The following is a 16,451-nucleotide window of genomic DNA, read 5'->3' as shown; positions in this document are numbered from 1 at the left end:
GCGGCCGGCCACCGTCGTGAACCTGGACGCCGGCGTACCGGCAGCGCCCCGCGTCCCGGCGCGGCGCCGGCCCGGTCAGGGCCGGCGCCGCTCTGCCGCGGACGTGTGGTCAGCCCTTCTCCCAGGGACTGGCCACCGGGAAGTAGGTGTCCAGGAAGGGCGTGAGGATCGACAGCTGGGCGGCCAGGTCCTCCTCCGTGGAGAAGGCGTCGTTGAGACAGAAGACGTGCCGGTCCCGGCGCGCGAGCAGGTGCGCGAGGCGCGCGGGCGTGTCGGGATGGGACAGTTCGGCGATGGCGTATTCCAGCTCGCCCGGCCGGCGACGGAGCACGGCGCCGTCCGGGGTCCCCGGCCCGTACCAGCTGAACGCGATCGTGACGGTCTCGCCGTCGAGGACGATCCGGCGCACCTCCGCGTGCGCGGCGCGCACCCAGCTGCGCACCGCCAGGAAGCCGTCCGTGGTGCGGTAGGGCACGTGCGCCCGCACCCCGGACCGCTCCCCGGCGAGGCCGTCGTCCGGGCAGTCGGTGAGGACCCGGCTGTCGAGCCGCTGCGGCCGCACCCGGCGCCGGGCCCCCTTCCCGTCCGCCAGATAGACGTTCCACCGGCCCTCCGAAAGCGCGTCGGCGTCGAGCGTGCCGACGTGCCGGAGGCCGTCGTTCGACGGGCCGAGGGACACCTGGACGACCTCGCGGGTGTTGCGCAGCACGACCCACGCGCCGGGAGAGCATGCCGCCGCGTCGACCGACCAGCGCAGTCCGAGATGGGGCAGCACCCGGCAGTCCGCGGCCGGAACGTCGGCCGGGCCCGAGACCCGCCGCCGGATCGCCTGCTGCAGCCGGGTGCTGGTTGCCCGAGCCCGCCGGATCCGGGCCAGCCGCACGAGCGCGCCCACACTCGCCCGCCGGGGGAGGTCGTTGCCCGCGATCCCGCGCAGCAGCGGATCGGCCAGCGTCCGGACCAGATCCGGCTCCCGGAACAGCTCGCCGCCCCGGGCCAGCATCGACCGGGTCAGCCCCCTCCTCGGCGTCCCGCGTCGTCCCGTCCGGCGGTGCCGGGGCGTCTCGCCGCGCCGGACGGCCAGCACCTCCGCGCAGTCGTCGGCGAACTGGGCAGCCAGGTGGGCTGGATCGAAGCGGGCGGAGTTGGCCAGCGCCATCTTGGCCATCCGGGCGCGCAGGTCGTCGTTCCGCATCCGCGTCCGCAGCGCGACGGCGTACGCGTCGAGGTCGTCGCTCGGAACGAGCAGACCGTCCTCGCCGTCGTCGATGATCTCGCGCGGACCCACGGGACAGTCGGTGCTGACGACGGGCAGGCCGAGCCGCATCGCCTCGACGATCGTCATGCCGCTGATCGCCCTTCTCATTACATCCCCGTTGGTCGCTTCCGGAATTCCTCTCACCACACCGGCACAAAGGGCGTGGGAATGCTGAGGAGAACCCATCCCGGGCAACGACAGACCGAAGGGTTAGCAACGGATTCATCTCGGGAGCACGAGCTGTTCACCTCCTGAACGGCAGCACACCGCCGGCTACGTCGCATTTGACCACCGGACCGATATTTCACGTTCGACAAGTAGGACCTTCCGGTTGAGGGGCCGGTACCGGATCGGCCGATCTCATTCGCCCATGAATCGACGAGCCGCAGGCAGCGCACCTCGGTCGACCTGGCAGAGTGTCCGGGTGACTCCTTCCGGACCCGCCGCCCGCCGGACGCTGCGCCCACCGGCCGGCTACCGACTGGCCGCCTCGGTCCGGGCGCTCACCTTCAGCCCGTACGACCCGTGCGCCCGGATCGCCGCCGGCACCTTCTGGTGGGCCACCCGCACCCCGGACGGGCCGGCCACCCTCACGCTGCGGCAGACGGCCGACGAGCTGGTCGCCGAGGGGTACGGGCCGGGCGCCGGCTGGGTGGTCGACCGGGCGGACGCGGTGGCCGGGCTCCGCGACGACCTCACCGGCTTCGCCGACCTCGCCGCCGCGCACCCGGTGGTGGCCCGGCTGGCCGCCCAGCACGGCGGGCTGCGGATGCCCGCCACCGGCCAGGTCTTCCCCCGGCTGCTGCGGGCCGTCTTCGAGCAGAAGGTCACCGGCAAGGAGGCCTACCGGGCGTACGCGGCCACCGTGCGGCACTTCCGCGAACCCGCGCCGGGGCCCCTGCAGCCGCTGCTGCTGCCCCCGGAGCCGGCCGCGGTGGCCGCCGCCCCGTACTGGGTCTTCCACCCGTTCGGGGTGGAGCAGCGGCGGGCCGAGACGCTGCGCCGCGCGGCCGCCGCCGCCGACCGCCTGGAGCGCTGCGCGGACGCCGAGGAGGCCACCCGCCGGCTGACCGCGATCCTGGGCATCGGCCCGTGGACCACCGCCGAGGTGGTGCGGATCGCGTACGGCGACCCGGACGCGGTCAGCGTCGGCGACTACCACATCCCGAACACCGTCGCCTGGGCCCTCGCGGGCGAGCCGCGCGGGGACGACGCCCGGATGCTGGCGCTGCTGGAGCCGTTCCGCGGCCACCGGGGGCGGGTCTGCCTGCTGCTGGAGGCGAGCGGCGTGCACGCCCCGCGCTACGGCCCGCGCGCCCCGATCCGCTCCTTCGCCCGCTTCTGACCCCCTCCGCGTCCCCGGCGGACGGATCGGGTCAGGGACGGGTGCAGAGCCGGCGGAGGGTACGGCCGAGCCACCAGGCGTACCCGCGCTGGAAGGCCCGGCCGAGCGGGCCGGCGGCGCGCATGAACCAGCGGTCCGGGCGGCTGAACGCGCGGACCTCGAACCAGACCGCGCCGGAGGAGTCCCGGGTGACCACGAAGGCCTCCTCGCCGCGCGCCGGGTGACCGGGCAGCGTGCCGTACCCGAAGCCGGCCCGCCGCTCGTCGTCGGCGGCCCAGACCACCGCGCAGGGCGCGGCGAGCCGCAGCGGTCCGACGCCCAGGCGGGAGACGACCCGGACCCCGGGGGCGGCCCGCGGCGCGTCGGCATCGATCCGGATGCCGGCCGCGCGGTGCAGCCGCCAGCCGAGGACCGCCGCGCCGGCGGCGGCGAACGACCCCGCGGGCAGCGGGACCCGGTGCTGGACGTGCCGCCAGCCGGGCGGCAGCGGCCCCTCGCGGGTGGCGCCCACGTCCGGGTAGGTCAGCTCCGGCACGGTACGCACCCCCACGGTCGAGTCGGATCCCGCCAGCGTACGGCCGGCGCGGGTGGGCCGGCCGGCGCGGTCGCGGGCGGCTGTGGTGGGCTGGGCGGGTGACCTCGCAGGTGACCATCGCCCCGGCCGGCGTCGCGGACGCCGGCGAGATCCTCACCGTGCAGCGCGCCGCGTATCTGGTCGAGGCGCAGCGCTACGGCGACGCGTTCCTCCCGCCGCTGACCGAGACCCTGGACGAGGTACGCGCCGCACTGGCCGGCCCCGCGACGGTGCTGGTCGCCCGGGCCGGGCACCGGCTGGTCGGCTCGGTGCGGGCCCAACTGGATGACGGCACCGCGCACGTCGGTCGGCTGTCGGTGGCCCCCGACCAGCAGGGCCGGGGCGTCGGCGGGCGGCTGCTCGGCGCGATCGAGGTGGCCTGCGCGGGGCGGGCGGACCGGTGCGCCCTGTTCACCGGCGCGGAGAGCGCGGAGAACCTGCGGCTGTACGAGCGGCACGGCTACCGGGTCGTGGCGCACCGGCCGGACCCGCACGGCATCCGGCTGGCCGTGTTGGAGAAGGCGCTGGTCAGCCCCGCGCGCAGCGACGCCTGAGCCGGTCGGCCACCGGCGGCGGGATCCAGCGGACGCGGGGACTCAGGCGGCCTCGTGCAGGTCGGCCAGGCCGACCGGGGCGTGCCGGCGCAGCAGCTCCTCCAGCTCGGCCACCGAGGAGACCTCGCCGACGACGTTCGCGCCGCCGCCGAACTCGGGCCGGTAGCGGTGCGCCAGCCGGTAGCGGTACCGCCCCCGGATCAGCTCCACGCTGACCCGCCAGCGTCCGCAGCAGCCGCACACCCACTCCCGCACCCGGCGAAGGTAGCTCTGACCTGCGGTTTCATCATCCGCCCGCGGGTGACGAACGGGCCGGAGCGGGGACACGCCGCCCCGCACCAGCGGTGATCTGCCTCACGGCTGTCGGCCCCGTCTGATTGACTGGTCGCCGTGGACCTGCCGATCAATCCCCCGGTCGAGCCGATGCTGGCCAAGAGCGTGCCCCAGCTCCCCACCGCCCCGGGCATGACGTACGAGCCGAAGTGGGACGGGTTCCGCTGCATCATCTTCCGCGACGGTGACTCCGTCGAGCTGGCCAGCCGCGGTGGCAAGACGATGACCCGCTACTTCCCAGAGGTGGTCGAGCAGGCGCGCGCGCAGCTGCCGGAGCGGTGCGCGGTCGACGGCGAGCTGATCGTGATCCGCCGGGACGGGCCGGGCGGCCAGCCCCGGCTCGACTTCGAGCTGCTCGCCCAGCGCATCCACCCGGCGGCCTCCCGGGTCAAGCTGCTCGCCGAGACCACCCCGGCCGACTTCGTCGCCTTCGACCTGCTGGCCATCGACGACGAGGCGCTGCTCGACCAGCCCTATCCGCAGCGCCGGGCCCGGCTGGAGCAGGCGCTGGCCAAGGTCCGCCCGCCGGTGCACGTCACCCAGGTGACCACCGACCCGGAGACGGCCCGCCGCTGGTTCGACGTCTTCGAGGGCGCCGGGCTGGACGGCCTGATCGTCAAGCCGGCCGACCTGCCGTACGAGCCGGGCAAGCGGCTGATGTTCAAGGTCAAGCACGCCCGCACCGCGGACGCGGTGGTGGCCGGCTTCCGCTGGCACAAGTCCGGCCCGGTGGTCGGCTCGCTGCTGCTCGGCCTCTACGACGACGCGGGCGTGCTGCACCACATCGGGGTCAGCTCCTCGTTCACCGCGGCCCGACGCAAGGAGCTGCTCACCGAGCTGGAGCCGTACCGGGACGTGGCCGCCGACCACCCGTGGGTGCACGGCGACCACGAGCGGGGCCAGCGCATCCCCGGCGGGGTGAGCCGGTGGACCGGCACCAAGAACCTCGAGTGGGAGCCGCTGCGCCCGGAGCTGGTGGTCGAGGTCGGCTACGACGCGATGGAGGGCGACCGGCTGCGGCACACCGCGCAGTTCGTCCGCTGGCGGCCCGACCGCGATCCCCGCTCCTGCCGGTACGACCAGCTGGAGCGCCCGGTCCGCTACGACGTGGACCAGGTGCTGCGCGGGGATCCGGCGGCGACCGTCGGCAGCGCACCGGGCCCGGCGTAGCCTGGCCGTCGACACGATCACGGAAGGCTCCCACGTGACCCGCTTCTCCGACCGGATCCGACGGGTCCGGCTGACCCTGGCCGGGTTCGCCGCGGCGGTGGTGGTCACCGCCGGCTGCACGCTGCCGGCGTTCGCCCCACGGACCGAGAGCCAGGGCGAGGCGGCCGCCCCCGGCAGCGCGCCGACCTGGCGGGCCTGCCCCGAGGTGGCCGACGAGCTGGTCGGCCGGGGCGCCTCAGGGATGCGCTACGAGTGTGCCCGGATCGCCGTGCCGCGCAACTGGGGCAGCGGCGCCACGACCGGCGCGACCGCCGGGCCCGGCGCCGGGGAGACCTTCGAGATCGCGCTGCTGCGGATCCGGTCGAACCGGCAGCACGACCGGATCGGGTCGCTGGTGGTCAACCCGGGCGGCCCCGGCGCGTCCGGTGTGGACACCGCCGTCTACCTCTCCTTCGGCTCCGCGTTCGGCGGGCTGCCGGCCACGGTGACCGACCGCTTCGACATCGTCGGCTTCGACCCGCGCGGGGTGGCCCGGTCCAGCCCGGTCAAGTGCATCTCCGACGCCGACCTGGACGCCAGCTTCGGCTACGACCCCGACCCCGAGAGCCAGGCCGCGTTCGACGGCTTCGTCAACCTCAACAAGCGGATCGGGCAGCGCTGCGGCGACCGGTACGGCGACCAGCTCCCGCTCTACGGCACCGAGCAGGCGGCCCGGGACATGGACGCGGTCCGGGCGGCGGTCGGCGACGACAAGCTCACCTACCTCGGCTACTCGTACGGCACCCTGCTCGGCGCGACCTACGCCCAGCTCTACCCGGACCGGGTCCGGGCCCTGGTGCTCGACGGCGCGGTGGACCCGCAGCAGCAGCTGATCGCCGGGTCGGAGAGCCAGGCGAAAGGCTTCGAGCGGGCGTTCGGCAACTTCGCCCGGTGGTGTACCGCGAACGCCGGCCGCTGCCCGATCGCCCCGGACGCCCGGGGCGCGGTCACCGCCGCCATCGACAAGGCGAAGGTCTCCCCGGTCCGGGGCGGCGACGGGCGGGAGGCCACCGCGGGCTGGGTCTTCTACGCGGTGATCTCCTCGCTGTACACCGAGTCGGGGTGGCAGGAGCTGGCCCGGGCGATCGACCAGCTCCAGGGCGGCGACCCGGCCGGGGTGTTCAAGCTCGCCGACGCGTACGCGGGCCGCGAGGACGACGGGCACTACTCCAACCTCTTCGACGCCAACCTCGCGGTGAACTGCGCCGACGAGACCGAGAAGCCGACCCGGGAGCAGATCCGTCAGCTCCAGTCGCAGTGGCGGGAGAAGTACCCGCTCTTCGGTCCGGCCCTGGCGGTGGGCATGGTGGGCTGCGTGGAGTGGCCCGGCGGGCGGGACCCGTACCCGACCGGCAAGGCGGTGGGTGCGCCGCCGATCGTGGTGGTCGGCACCACCGGCGACCCGGCCACGCCCTACGAGCAGACCGCCGCGCTGGCCTCGATGCTCGGCGTCGGCCGGGTGCTGACCTGGGAGGGCGAGGGGCACACCGCGTACCCGCAGACCGCCTGCGTCACCGCCGCCGTCGACGCCTACCTGATCTCGCTGACCGTTCCCAGAGAGGGACTTCGCTGCCCGGCGCGTTGACCGGCTCGCGGCGCTCCGGCTCCGGCACGGAGATCCCCTGCCGGGCGGCCAGCTCCTCCAGCAGGGCCCGCATCCGGCGTACGTCGGCCTTGAGCTCCTCCTGCTCGTCGTGTTCGAAGGCGTCGTCGTCGACGATCAGCCGGCTGGCGAAGTGCGCGGTGATCAGCGGGATCACCAGCAGCACCATGGTGGAGATGAGCAGCGCGGCGAGGGTCCGCCCCTGCCAGCTGGTCGGCGAGATGTCGCCGTACCCGACGGTGGAGGCCGTGACCACGGCCCACCAGACGGAATCGACGCCGCTCTTGTGCTCCACGTGGCTGTAGATGATCCCGGCCACCACGATCATCACCAGATACGACGTGATGAGCGTCCGGGGCGAGTTGGCGAACCAGACCAGGCCCCGGTAGATCAACCGGAACGGCAGCAGCAGGAGCTCCATGGCGCACATGCTGCCCGGTGCGGGCAACCGACGCCTGCGCATCGCCCGGTGTCGCTGTGTCAGGCTGCCGGCATGACCGACGTGATCTTCCGGGACGCCGTCCGGGCCGACCTGCCCGCCATCATCGCCCTGCTCGCCGACGACGTGCTGGGCAAGGCCCGCGACTTCACCGAGGTCGACGACGCGTACGAGAAGGCGTTCGCCGACATCGACGCCGACCCGCGCAACCACCTGGTCGTCGCGGACGCCGGCGGCGAGCTGGTCGGCTGCATGCAGATCACGTACATCCCGGGGCTGGGCCGGCACGGCGCGGAGCGGTCGCTGATCGAGTCGGTGCGGGTCCGGTCGGACCTGCGGGGCCGGGGGCTCGGCCGGGAGATGATGGCCTGGGCCATCGACCAGGCCCGGCAGCGCGGCTGCGCGCTGGTGCAGCTCACCACGGACAAGACCCGAGCCGACGCGCACCGCTTCTACCGCAACCTGGGCTTCGTGGCCAGCCACGAGGGGATGAAGCTGGCGCTCTGACCCGCCCGGGCGGCCCTCCCCCATCCCGGGGAGCTGGCTCCCCGCCGCTCGGGATGGTCGCCGGTCCGCCCGCGACCAGGCTGGGGAGGCAGCCGAGGAAACGGGGAACCGCCATGCGAACCGCCACGCCGACCAGCTCCGTCCGCCACCCCCTGGACGGGCGGCCCGCGCCCGCCTGGGCGGTCCGCGTCGCCCACCTGGTCCCGCTGGTCACCCTGCCTTCCGGGCTGTGGCGGATCGCCCTGGTCGCCGGCGTGCCGCTCGGCGCGTCCGAGCACGGCGCGCCGATCCGCCCGCACGGGTGGGAGAGCGTCTACATCGTCTCGCTGAGCCTGGTCTCCGAGGCGCTCGCCCTGCTCGCGCTCGGCCTGGTCCGGCCGTGGGGCGAGGTTCTCCCCCGCTGGCTGCCCGTGGTCGGCGGCCGGCGGGTGCCGCCGCCGTTCGCGGTGACGGCGGCCACCGCCGGCGCCGTCGCGGTCACCCTGATCTGGGGGTACGCGGCCTGGGGCGTCCTCGTCCACGGCAACGACCTGAGCCTCACCCCGGCCGGCTTCGCGCTGCTGGTGGCCTGCTACGCCCCGCTGCTGCTCTGGGGGCCGCTGCTGCTCGCGGTGACCGCCGCCTACCACCGCCGCCGCTGCCGCGCCTGATCCCGGCACGCGCACCGACACCGCCGCGCCGTGGCCGCCCCTCCGCGGACTCGCCGCTCGACAGGTCCGCCGGCACCGGGCAACTCGGCGCGGCGACCGCGGCGACCTGTACGGGGAGACGCTACGAGGCTGATGTCGCAGCTGACTCACCCGAGGCCGGGCGGGGCCGCCGCGACAGCCTCACCGATCCATTCACGACATCAGCTTCGTAGGCGGTGCCGAGGGCACCGGCCGCCCGGCGTGCCCGCACCGGGACAGCACCACCTCGGTGGCGGCCGTCAGTCGTCGACCAGGCGGCCGTCGCGCAGGGTCAGGGTCCGGTCGGCCAGTTCGATCAGCGCCGGGTCGTGGGTGGCCACCAGCGCGGTCATGCCGCGGGCGTGCACCACCGCCCGCAGCAGGTCCATGATGGACCGCCCGGTCTCCGAGTCGAGCTGACCGGTCGGCTCGTCGGCGATCAACAGGTCCGGCTCGTTCGCCAGGGCCCGGGCCACCGCCACCCGCTGCTGCTGCCCGCCCGACAGCTCGTACGGGCGCTGCGCGGCGTGCCCGCCGAGACCGACCAGCTCCAGCAGCACCGCGACCCGCTGCTCCCGCTCGGCCGCCGGCACCCGGGCCAGCCGCAGCGGCACCCCGACGTTCTCCGCCGCGGACAGGATCGGCACCAGCCCGAAGGTCTGGAACACGAAACCGATCGTCCCCCGGCGCAGCCGCAGCAGCTCCCGCTCACCGGCGGCCGTCACGTCGTGCCCGGCCACCCGCACCCGGCCCGAGTCCGGCCGGTCCAGCCCGCCGACCAGGTTGAGCAGCGTGGTCTTGCCGGCGCCGGAGCGGCCCCGCACCGCGACCAGCTCACCCCGCCCGGCGCAGAACGAGACGTCCCGCACGGCGTGCACCGCGTGCTCGCCCCGGCCGAAGGTGCGGCTCACCCCGTCGACCCGGACCACCGCGGTGGTGGTCGCGCCCGCCGACGTCGCGGACAGCTGCTCGGTCATGCCTCACTCCGTTCGGCGTGCGCCCGGTCGCCGGGCCGCACCTCGACGTGGTCGGGTTCCAGGTTGAGCCGGACCCGGTCGCGCAGGGCCAGCGCGTCGACGAAGGACGCCGGGAGCTGCATCCGACCGGTCCGGTCAAGCACCGCGTACTCCTCGCTGACCAGCTCGGTGCTGCCGTCCGCGGCGATCCGGGCGGTGCGGCGTACCTCGGAGGCGGTCCGGCCGTCGCGGATCGCGACGGTCCGGCGGACCTGGCTGGCCACCGCGTGGTCGTGGGTGACCACCACGATGGTCACGCCCAGCTCGGCGTTGATCGTCCGCAACGCGGCGAAGACCTCCGCGCCGGTCGCTTCGTCCAGCTCGCCGGTCGGCTCGTCGGCGAAGAGCACCTCCGGGTCGTTGGCCACCGCCACCGCGACCGCGCAGCGCTGCTGCTCGCCGCCGCTCATCTGGCCCGGCCGCCGGGCCGCGCAGTAGCCGACCCCGACCAGGTCGAGCAGCTCCCGGGCCCGCTCCCGGCGGGCCCGCCGGGCCCGCCCACCGGCCAGCTTCATCGGCAGCTCCACGTTCTCCACCGCGGTCAGGTACGGCAGCAGGTTGCGCCCGGTCTGCTGCCAGACGAAGCCGACCATCTTCCGCCGGTAGCTGAGCCGACGCCGGTGGGAGAGGGCGAGCAGGTCGTACTCGGCGACCCGGGCGATGCCGGCGGTGGGGGTGTCCAGCCCGGAGAGGATGTTCAGCAGGGTGGACTTGCCCGAGCCGGAGGCGCCGACGATCGCGACCAGCTCGCCCCGGTCGATGACCAGGTCGAGCCCCTGCAGGGCGACCACCTCCACCCCCTCGGTCTTGAAGATCCGGACCAGGCCGTCACAGACGATGTGCCCGCGCAGCCGGTCCTGGCCGCCGGCCCGCTCGGCCGCGCGCTGCGCGGCCCGCAGTTGCAGGGCGGCCAGGTCCGGCACCGCGGACGCCTCGGCGGTGGCTGTCATCTCAGCTCTCCTCTCCGAGCCGGAGCACCTCACCGAGGCGCATCCGACGGTTGTTCAGGGCCTCGACGGCGACCGCGAAGCCGAGGGCCAGCACGGCCAGCCCGAGCACGCCGGCGACCAGACCGGGGTCGAAACGCACCCGCACCGCCGCGCCCCCGGTGAACGCGGGCAGGCCGAGGACGGGGGTCAACAGCAGGGGCAGCAACGCACCGACCAGCGCGCCGGTGAGCACCGAGACCAGCACCAGCGGGGTCAGCTCGACCAGCAGCAGCCCCCGCCACTGCCGCCGGGACAGCCCCATGGTGCGCAGCCGGGACAGCACCTGACCGCGACCACGGGCCCCGGCCAGCACCGCGAACGCCAGCGCGAGCAGGCCCAGCCCGGCGCCGCCGGCCGCGCCGATGGCGAAACCGAAGACGAGCAGCCCATTCACCCCGCTGCCGCCGAGCTCCGCCCGCACGGCCGACCAGGTGCGCACCTCCGGCGCGAGGGGCCGCTCCCCGCCGGTGACCACCCCGCCGCGCTGGTAGCGGCGCTGCCCCTCGTCCACCACCCGGCTCACCGCCGCCGCGTCGATGCCGTCGCCGGCCAGCACGAAACCGGTGGGCACCAGCGGATGCGGGGCGTGCGCCGGCAGCGTCGGCCAGGGCAGCACCACGAAACGTTCGATGTTCCGGTCGACCAGCGGGAACTCCCCGACGGTCCGGGCCATCCGCACCGGCAGCCGGTTGCCCTGGACGTCGAGCCAGGCCGGCCGCCGGCCCGCGGCGTCGGCGAGCCCCGCGTCGGCGAGGTCCGCCGCCAGCGCCGGGGAGACCAGCGCCGGCAGCGGCGTCGAGCCGTCACCGCTGGTACGGAGGACGTCGGGCACCGCGACGCCGGCGCGGCGGCCCACCTCCGCGAAGGTGGCGCCGTCGACCAGCAGCACCTGGGTCTCCCCGACCCCGCCGAACCGGCCGGCGGCGTCGGCGTACGGGCGCTGGGCCGACTCCACCAGCAGCGGGGCGACCGCCCGCACCCCGGGCAGCCCGGCCAGCGCCGCGGCGGTGTCCGGGGCGAACCGCTCCCCGTCGACCAGCACGTCCCCGGGGACGGCGCGGGAGGCGGCCCGGTCCCGGCCGGCCTCGATGCCGGCCGCCACCACCCCGCAGAACACGGCCGTCGCGATCGCCAGCACGACCACCACCAGCGGCGCGGTCGCGGCGGCCCGGCCGGCCCGCGCCGTGCCGAGGAAGGCGACGCTGCCCCGGGCCCGGGCGGCCGCCCGGCTGAGCAGCCGCAGCGGCCACGGGTACGCGCGCAGCGCGAGCAGCGCCGCGGCGACCGCCACCAGCACCGGCACGGACACCAGCAGCGGGTCCACCGACCCGCCGAGGGTCAGCCCCCGGCGGCGCAGCAGGAACGCCCCGAGCACGGCCACGCCGAGCAGGCTCGCCTCGACGGTGAGCCGGACCGCGGTGGACCGGGCGCCGATCAGGTCGGCCCGGCCGGACGACCGCTGCCCGGTCAGCGCGGCGGCCGGCAGCGCGAGCGTCGCCAGCGCGGCGGCGAGCAGCACCCAGCGCAGCTGCGAGCCGCCGCCGGGCAGGAGGCCGCCGAGCAGCCAGCCGGCGCCGGCCGCGACGGGCAGGACCAGCGCCGACTCGGCCAGTCCGCGGCGCAGCACCGCGCCGGTCGAGCCGCCCCGGGCGCGCAGCAGCACATACTCGGCCCGGCGTCGGCGCGCCGCCAGCCGGGCGGCGAGCACGGTCAGGCCGGCCAGGGTGGCGAGCAGCCCGGCGGCGATGACGGCGAGCAGCGTACGCGCGGCGGCGAGCGACTCGGCGAACCGCCGCAGCGGGATGTCCACGCCCTGGGTGAGGGTGATCCCGGCGGGGCGGGTCCGGTCCAGGGTGGACAGCCCGTCGATCAGCTCGCCGAGCTGCCCTGGGGTGATCCGGTCGGGCGAGATCCGGTAACGCCAGGCGAAGCCGACCGGCCAGCCGGCCGCGGCCATCGCGTCGAAGCCGGCGTCGGCGGTCACCCCGACGGTCAGGAACGGCTCGCCGTCCCCCTCGGGCGCGGCGAGCCGCAGCATCGACGGGAGGGCGTCCCAGATCCCGTCGCTCCGGTCGGTCGGCCGGAACACGCCGACCAGCGTGATCTGCTTCGCCCTCAGCGGTTTGCCGTCGGCGTCGAGGACGGACAGCCGCAGCCGGCTGCCGGCACGCAGCCCGAGCGGGCCGGCGACCGTCTCGGCGAGGGCCAGCTCGACGGCGCCGTCGTCGGTCACGCCCGCCTCCGGCCACCGCCCCTCGACCAGGCCGGCCGCCTCCCGGACCCCGCCCAGGCTGCGCAGGCTGAGGTCGATCAGTCCCTTGTCGGAGGTCAAATCCGGCCCGGTGAGCCGGGTGAACCCGGTCCGGGCCGCGTACCACCGCTCGCCGATCGAGTGCCGCACGGCCGGGGGCATCCGCTGCTGGAGCGCGTCCAGCTCGCCGGCCTGGAGGGTGGCCACCGACCGGGTCGTCCCCCGCATCGGCGCCTCCGCCGTGGTGTAGAGCAGGTCCCGGCGGGCCACCGGCTGCCCGGCGACGTGCTCCCGCAGCCCCTGCCCGGTCAGCCGGTCGGCGACCCGGGGCACCGCCGTGATCAGCAGCGCGGTGACCAGGGTCAGCACGGCGAGCAGCAGGAAGTGCCCGCCGTAGGCGCGGACCCGCCGAACCACCTCGAGGAAACTCATCGCGCCGCCTCGCTTCGCTCGCCGTCGCGACGAGTCCCCGTCCCACTGAGCTGGATGATCCGCTCGCTCATCGCTCTCCCCCGAGCCGCAGCTGCCGGGCGGCCACCCGCTGCCGGATGCCGGTGGTGATGACGGCGCTGAAGGCGAGGGCCGCCACCAGCAGCCCGAGCGCGGTCAGCCCGATCGGTGTCCAGGGCAGCAGGAAGGCGGCGTCGGGCACCGGCCGGCCGGCGGCCGGGGTGAGGATCACCAGGGGCACCATCGTCGCCGCGACACCGGCGCCCACCAGCAGCCCGACGCCGACCCCAATGCCGGCCAGGAAGGCCTGCTCGGCCAGGAGCGCCCGGGCCAGCAACCGGGGCGCGGCGCCCAACGTGTGCAGGACGGCGAACTCCCCCAGCCGGTGCCGGGCGGTGGCCCAGACGTCGACCGCCAGGCCGACCAGGGCCAGCAGCACCGAACCGAGCGCGGCCGCGAGCAGCCCGGTCCGCGCCCCCAGCCAGTACGGATCCCGGGCCGCCTCGGCGACGACGGCGCGCCGGTCGAGCAGGGTCACCCCGGGCAGCCCCGCGAGCGCGGCCGCCGCCCCGGCGTGCCCGGCCGCGTCGGTGCTCAGCCACCACTCGGGCACCGGCCGGACCGTGCCCTCCTGGCGGAGCAGCCAGTCGGTCGCCGCGGGCAGGTCGACCAGCACCCCGCCGCCGCTGTCGGCGGTCGCGGGGACGGCCTCGACCTCGCCGACCACCCTGACCGGCAGGGTCACGCCGGCCAGCGCGAGGGTCACCGTGTCGCCGGTGCGGACGTTCAGCGCGGCCCGGGTCCGGGGGGTCAGCAGCGCCGGCGCGGGCGTGTTGTCGCCGCCCGGCACCACGACGAACCGGGACGACGGCGGATCGGCGAACCGGCCGCCCTCGGGGATCACCACCCGGAACGTGGCGTCGACGGTTCCGCCTTCGACCAGGGCCGGCCCGATCGGTCCCTGGCCGTTGTCGGCGAGGTTCCACCCGCCGGTCAGCGCCAGCGGCAGTCGGGCGCCCGCGGCGTCGATCAGTCCGAGCTCGTCGACGCGCAGCCGGTAGCTGCCGCCGGTCGCCTCGCCCCCGTCGGCCTCGAACCCGGCGAGGCGCAGCGGGGTGCCACCGGTGTCGGGCAGCCGCACGGCGAAGGACACCGGCCGGCCGTCGCCCCACCCGGTCGCCAACGGCAGCCGCCACGCCCTACCACCGTCGGTGGTGAGCAGCGCCGTCACCTCCACCCGCGGATTCGCGAACGACTTGACCGGGGTGCGGAGGACGCCGGTGAGCTGCCGCGCGGTAGCCGGCAGGATGGTCCCGGCCGGCGCGCCGCGGCCCCGGATCAGCCGGCCGAGCAGTTCGGTGGCGGACGCCCCGCCGGCGGCGTCGTCCAGCCGGAGCGCGCCGGCGTCGGCCGCGTCCAGGCTCACCACGGTCGCCGGCAGGTCGTCCCGGCCGACCCGGACGTCGTCCCGCCAGGCCGGCAGCACCCGGTCCACCCCCGGCACCGCGGTCAGCCCGGCGACCCGGTCGGCCGGGGCGACGCCGCTGCGTTCGACCAGCCGCAGGTCGGCGCCGACGCGGTGCTGGGCCTGGTCGCGCTGCGACCCTTCCCAGGAGGCCACCAGCGACCAGGCGAGGGTGCTGCCACCCACGGCCAGGGCGAGCAGGAGCACCGGACCGGCGTGCGGGCGCCGGCCCGCCTGCCACATCCCGAACATGGTCGCCGTCCAGGGCCGCCGGTCGACGAACCGCTCGGCGAACCGGGTCGCCGGGGGCAGCAGCCGCAGCGCGACGACCGCCCCGGCCAGCACGCCGAGGGTCGGCGCGGCGGCCAGCAGCGGGTCGATGCCGAGCCCCCCGCCGGCGCCGGTGAGGGGCGAGGAGTACTGCCGCAGCTGGGTCCAGGCGAGCACGGCGAGCGCCACCAGGGCGAGGTCGACGCCGGCCCGCTGCACGGCGGCGCCCCGGGTGGGGCGGGAGCGGGCCGCCATGTCGGCGACGTACGTGCCGGCCCGGCGCAGCGCCGGCAGCACGATGGCGAGCAGGCAGCCGACCGCGGCGGCGACCGCCACCGCCCAGACCGGGCCGGCGCCGCCGTCGGTCAGCCGGGGATCCGCCGTGCCGGCGCCGAGCCGCCGCAGCGCCTCGCCGGCCAGCGCCGGCGCGAGCAGCACGGCCGGCGCCACCACCAGCGTCGCCTCGCGTACGGCGAGGCCGGCGAGCTGGCCGCGGGCCGCGCCCCGGGCGCGCAGCAGCGCGGTCTGCGCCCGCCGGTCCTCGTTGAGCAGCGCGGCGACCAGCACCAGCGCGTACCCGCCGAGGACCACGATCAGCAGCAGCGGGGTGAGCAGGGCGGAGCGGCCGACCAGGTCGGCCCGGCCGAGCCGGTCGATCAGCCGGTCCATGGTGGTGACGCTCTGCGCGGACGAGCCGAGACCGGTGGCCTCCGGCAGCTGCGCCGAGATCGCGGCGACGGCCTGCTTGACCGAGGTCAACCGGCTGGGCTCGACCACGGCGAGATCCGGCGCGACCAGCCAGGAAGCCGAGCTGGAGCCGGGGAAGGTGCGGGCGAAGTCGGCCGGGTCGAGGGCGAACGGCCCGTACGAGGTGACCGCGCCGGTCCCGCTGTCGCCGACGCCGGGGGCCAGCCGCCAGTACGCCTCGGCCGGATCGCGGGGTCGCCAGGTGCCGGCGAGCACCACCTCGCCGGCCCGCTCGGCGCTGCGGTCGAAGAGCGGCACCCGGTCGCCGGGGCGCAGCCCGAGCTGGCCGGCGACCTTCTCCGGCAGGGTGACCTGCAGCGGGGTGGCACCCGGGGTGGGCCACGCGCCGGCGGTCAGCTCGGCGTGCCCGGCCAGGTCGCCGAGGGTGGTGAGGTTGGCGAAGAGCGGGTCGTCGCCGACCCGGGCCGCGCCGAGGTCGCCGGTCAGCTCCCGCCCGGTGCCGTAGCGGGCCGTGGCGATGGTGACCGGCACCCCGCCCAGGCCGTCGGTGAACTGGGCGCGTACCGCCCGGTCCCGGTCGGCGTACGCGGCGGTGTCCCCGCCGCCCGACCCGCTCACCAGCAGGCTGCGCTCCTCGGCGGGCGCCGCCTGAAGGAGCGCCCGTTGCCCGGCGGCGACCGCCCGGCGGTTGTAGTCGGAGAGACCGGTGACCAGCGCGACCGCGACCAGGGCCGCGACCGCGGCGGCGAGCAGCAGCCCGCGCGCCTCGACGGCCCGCCTCCACACCAGGTTCATCCGACGCCTCCCCGGGC

The 16,451-nt window shown here is 76.2% G+C and carries 14 protein-coding genes; 6 read left to right on the top strand and 8 right to left on the bottom strand.

Annotated elements, in window-relative coordinates; genetic code table 11:
- Nucleotides 1–109 precede the first annotated feature (109 nt).
- Nucleotides 110–1,345, bottom strand: coding sequence for a glycosyltransferase (locus EV384_RS36695; RefSeq protein ID WP_278045595.1), 1,236 nt, complete (start codon nucleotides 1,343–1,345; stop codon nucleotides 110–112).
- Nucleotides 1,346–1,682: 337 nt separating this feature from the next.
- On the opposite strand from EV384_RS36695, the gene EV384_RS13140 reads away from it, so the two are divergent.
- Nucleotides 1,683–2,603 (top strand): DNA-3-methyladenine glycosylase family protein, encoded by a 921-nt coding sequence (locus tag EV384_RS13140; protein WP_130333333.1) that lies wholly within the window; start codon nucleotides 1,683–1,685, stop codon nucleotides 2,601–2,603.
- Between the two features lie 31 nt (nucleotides 2,604–2,634).
- On the opposite strand, the gene EV384_RS13135 is transcribed toward EV384_RS13140, so the two are convergent.
- Nucleotides 2,635–3,138: a DUF1990 family protein gene (locus EV384_RS13135; protein WP_130333331.1), complete on the bottom strand. Its 504-nt coding sequence runs from the start codon at nucleotides 3,136–3,138 to the stop codon at nucleotides 2,635–2,637.
- A 98-nt stretch (nucleotides 3,139–3,236) separates the two neighbouring features.
- Between EV384_RS13135 and EV384_RS13130 the strand changes: the two genes are divergently transcribed.
- On the top strand, nucleotides 3,237–3,731 hold the full coding sequence (locus tag EV384_RS13130; protein ID WP_130333329.1) for a GNAT family N-acetyltransferase: 495 nt from the start codon (nucleotides 3,237–3,239) through the stop codon (nucleotides 3,729–3,731).
- Nucleotides 3,732–3,773: 42 nt separating this feature from the next.
- On the opposite strand, the gene EV384_RS13125 is transcribed toward EV384_RS13130, so the two are convergent.
- On the bottom strand, nucleotides 3,774–3,986 hold the full coding sequence (locus EV384_RS13125; protein ID WP_130333327.1) for a hypothetical protein: 213 nt from the start codon (nucleotides 3,984–3,986) through the stop codon (nucleotides 3,774–3,776).
- Nucleotides 3,987–4,121: 135 nt separating this feature from the next.
- Between EV384_RS13125 and EV384_RS13120 the strand changes: the two genes are divergently transcribed.
- Together EV384_RS13120 and EV384_RS13115 are read left to right on the top strand one after the other, a co-directional pair.
- Nucleotides 4,122–5,234 carry an ATP-dependent DNA ligase gene (locus EV384_RS13120; protein WP_130333325.1) on the top strand — a complete coding sequence of 371 codons (1,113 nt, stop codon included), beginning with the start codon at nucleotides 4,122–4,124 and terminating at the stop codon, nucleotides 5,232–5,234.
- Between the two features lie 55 nt (nucleotides 5,235–5,289).
- Nucleotides 5,290–6,858, top strand: a complete 1,569-nt coding sequence (locus EV384_RS13115) for an alpha/beta hydrolase (RefSeq protein WP_242624472.1) — start codon at nucleotides 5,290–5,292, stop codon at nucleotides 6,856–6,858.
- On the opposite strand, the gene EV384_RS13110 is transcribed toward EV384_RS13115, so the two are convergent.
- Nucleotides 6,785–7,297: a potassium channel family protein gene (locus tag EV384_RS13110; RefSeq protein ID WP_130333321.1), complete on the bottom strand. Its 513-nt coding sequence runs from the start codon at nucleotides 7,295–7,297 to the stop codon at nucleotides 6,785–6,787. The genes EV384_RS13115 and EV384_RS13110 overlap by 74 nt on opposite strands.
- A gap of 72 nt (nucleotides 7,298–7,369) precedes the next feature.
- Here EV384_RS13110 and EV384_RS13105 point away from each other — a divergent pair, with 72 nt between their 5' ends.
- On the top strand, nucleotides 7,370–7,822 hold the full coding sequence (locus tag EV384_RS13105; RefSeq protein WP_130333319.1) for a GNAT family N-acetyltransferase: 453 nt from the start codon (nucleotides 7,370–7,372) through the stop codon (nucleotides 7,820–7,822).
- Nucleotides 7,823–7,935: 113 nt separating this feature from the next.
- Nucleotides 7,936–8,472 (top strand): hypothetical protein, encoded by a 537-nt coding sequence (locus EV384_RS13100; RefSeq protein ID WP_207232310.1) that lies wholly within the window; start codon nucleotides 7,936–7,938, stop codon nucleotides 8,470–8,472.
- A 278-nt stretch (nucleotides 8,473–8,750) separates the two neighbouring features.
- Here EV384_RS13100 and EV384_RS13095 read toward each other — a convergent pair whose 3' ends face one another.
- The 4 genes from EV384_RS13095 to EV384_RS13080 form a co-directional block, all read right to left on the bottom strand.
- Nucleotides 8,751–9,467 carry an ABC transporter ATP-binding protein gene (locus tag EV384_RS13095; protein ID WP_130333317.1) on the bottom strand — a complete coding sequence of 239 codons (717 nt, stop codon included), beginning with the start codon at nucleotides 9,465–9,467 and terminating at the stop codon, nucleotides 8,751–8,753.
- Entirely contained in the window at nucleotides 9,464–10,456 is a 993-nt protein-coding gene (locus EV384_RS13090) for an ABC transporter ATP-binding protein (RefSeq protein WP_130333315.1), read from the bottom strand. The genes EV384_RS13095 and EV384_RS13090 overlap by 4 nt, the downstream gene beginning before the upstream one ends.
- Before the next feature lies 1 nt (nucleotide 10,457).
- Nucleotides 10,458–13,178, bottom strand: a complete 2,721-nt coding sequence (locus EV384_RS13085) for an FtsX-like permease family protein (RefSeq protein ID WP_130333313.1) — start codon at nucleotides 13,176–13,178, stop codon at nucleotides 10,458–10,460.
- Nucleotides 13,179–13,245: 67 nt separating this feature from the next.
- A complete protein-coding gene (locus EV384_RS13080; RefSeq protein WP_130333311.1) occupies nucleotides 13,246–16,434 on the bottom strand; it encodes an FtsX-like permease family protein in 3,189 nt (1,062 codons plus the stop codon).
- Nucleotides 16,435–16,451 lie beyond the last annotated feature (17 nt).

The organism is Micromonospora kangleipakensis, from assembly GCF_004217615.1.
In the GTDB taxonomy this organism is placed as follows: Bacteria; Actinomycetota; Actinomycetes; order Mycobacteriales; family Micromonosporaceae; genus Micromonospora; species Micromonospora kangleipakensis.
This window is presented reverse-complemented; position numbering and strand designations above follow the sequence as displayed.

What these genes read in the sequence shown, in the direction of transcription:
- EV384_RS36695 (WP_278045595.1), bottom strand. Translation starts at nt 1,345, where the DNA reads ATGACGATCGTCGAGGCGATGCGGCTCGGCCTGCCCGTCGTCAGCACC.
- EV384_RS13110 (WP_130333321.1), bottom strand. Translation starts at nt 7,297, where the DNA reads ATGGAGCTCCTGCTGCTGCCGTTCCGGTTGATCTACCGGGGCCTGGTC.
- EV384_RS13105 (WP_130333319.1), top strand. Translation starts at nt 7,370, where the DNA reads ATGACCGACGTGATCTTCCGGGACGCCGTCCGGGCCGACCTGCCCGCC.
- EV384_RS13100 (WP_207232310.1), top strand. Translation starts at nt 7,936, where the DNA reads ATGCGAACCGCCACGCCGACCAGCTCCGTCCGCCACCCCCTGGACGGG.
- EV384_RS13095 (WP_130333317.1), bottom strand. Translation starts at nt 9,467, where the DNA reads ATGACCGAGCAGCTGTCCGCGACGTCGGCGGGCGCGACCACCACCGCG.
- EV384_RS13090 (WP_130333315.1), bottom strand. Translation starts at nt 10,456, where the DNA reads ATGACAGCCACCGCCGAGGCGTCCGCGGTGCCGGACCTGGCCGCCCTG.
- EV384_RS13085 (WP_130333313.1), bottom strand. Translation starts at nt 13,178, where the DNA reads ATGAGTTTCCTCGAGGTGGTTCGGCGGGTCCGCGCCTACGGCGGGCAC.
- EV384_RS13080 (WP_130333311.1), bottom strand. Translation starts at nt 16,434, where the DNA reads ATGAACCTGGTGTGGAGGCGGGCCGTCGAGGCGCGCGGGCTGCTGCTC.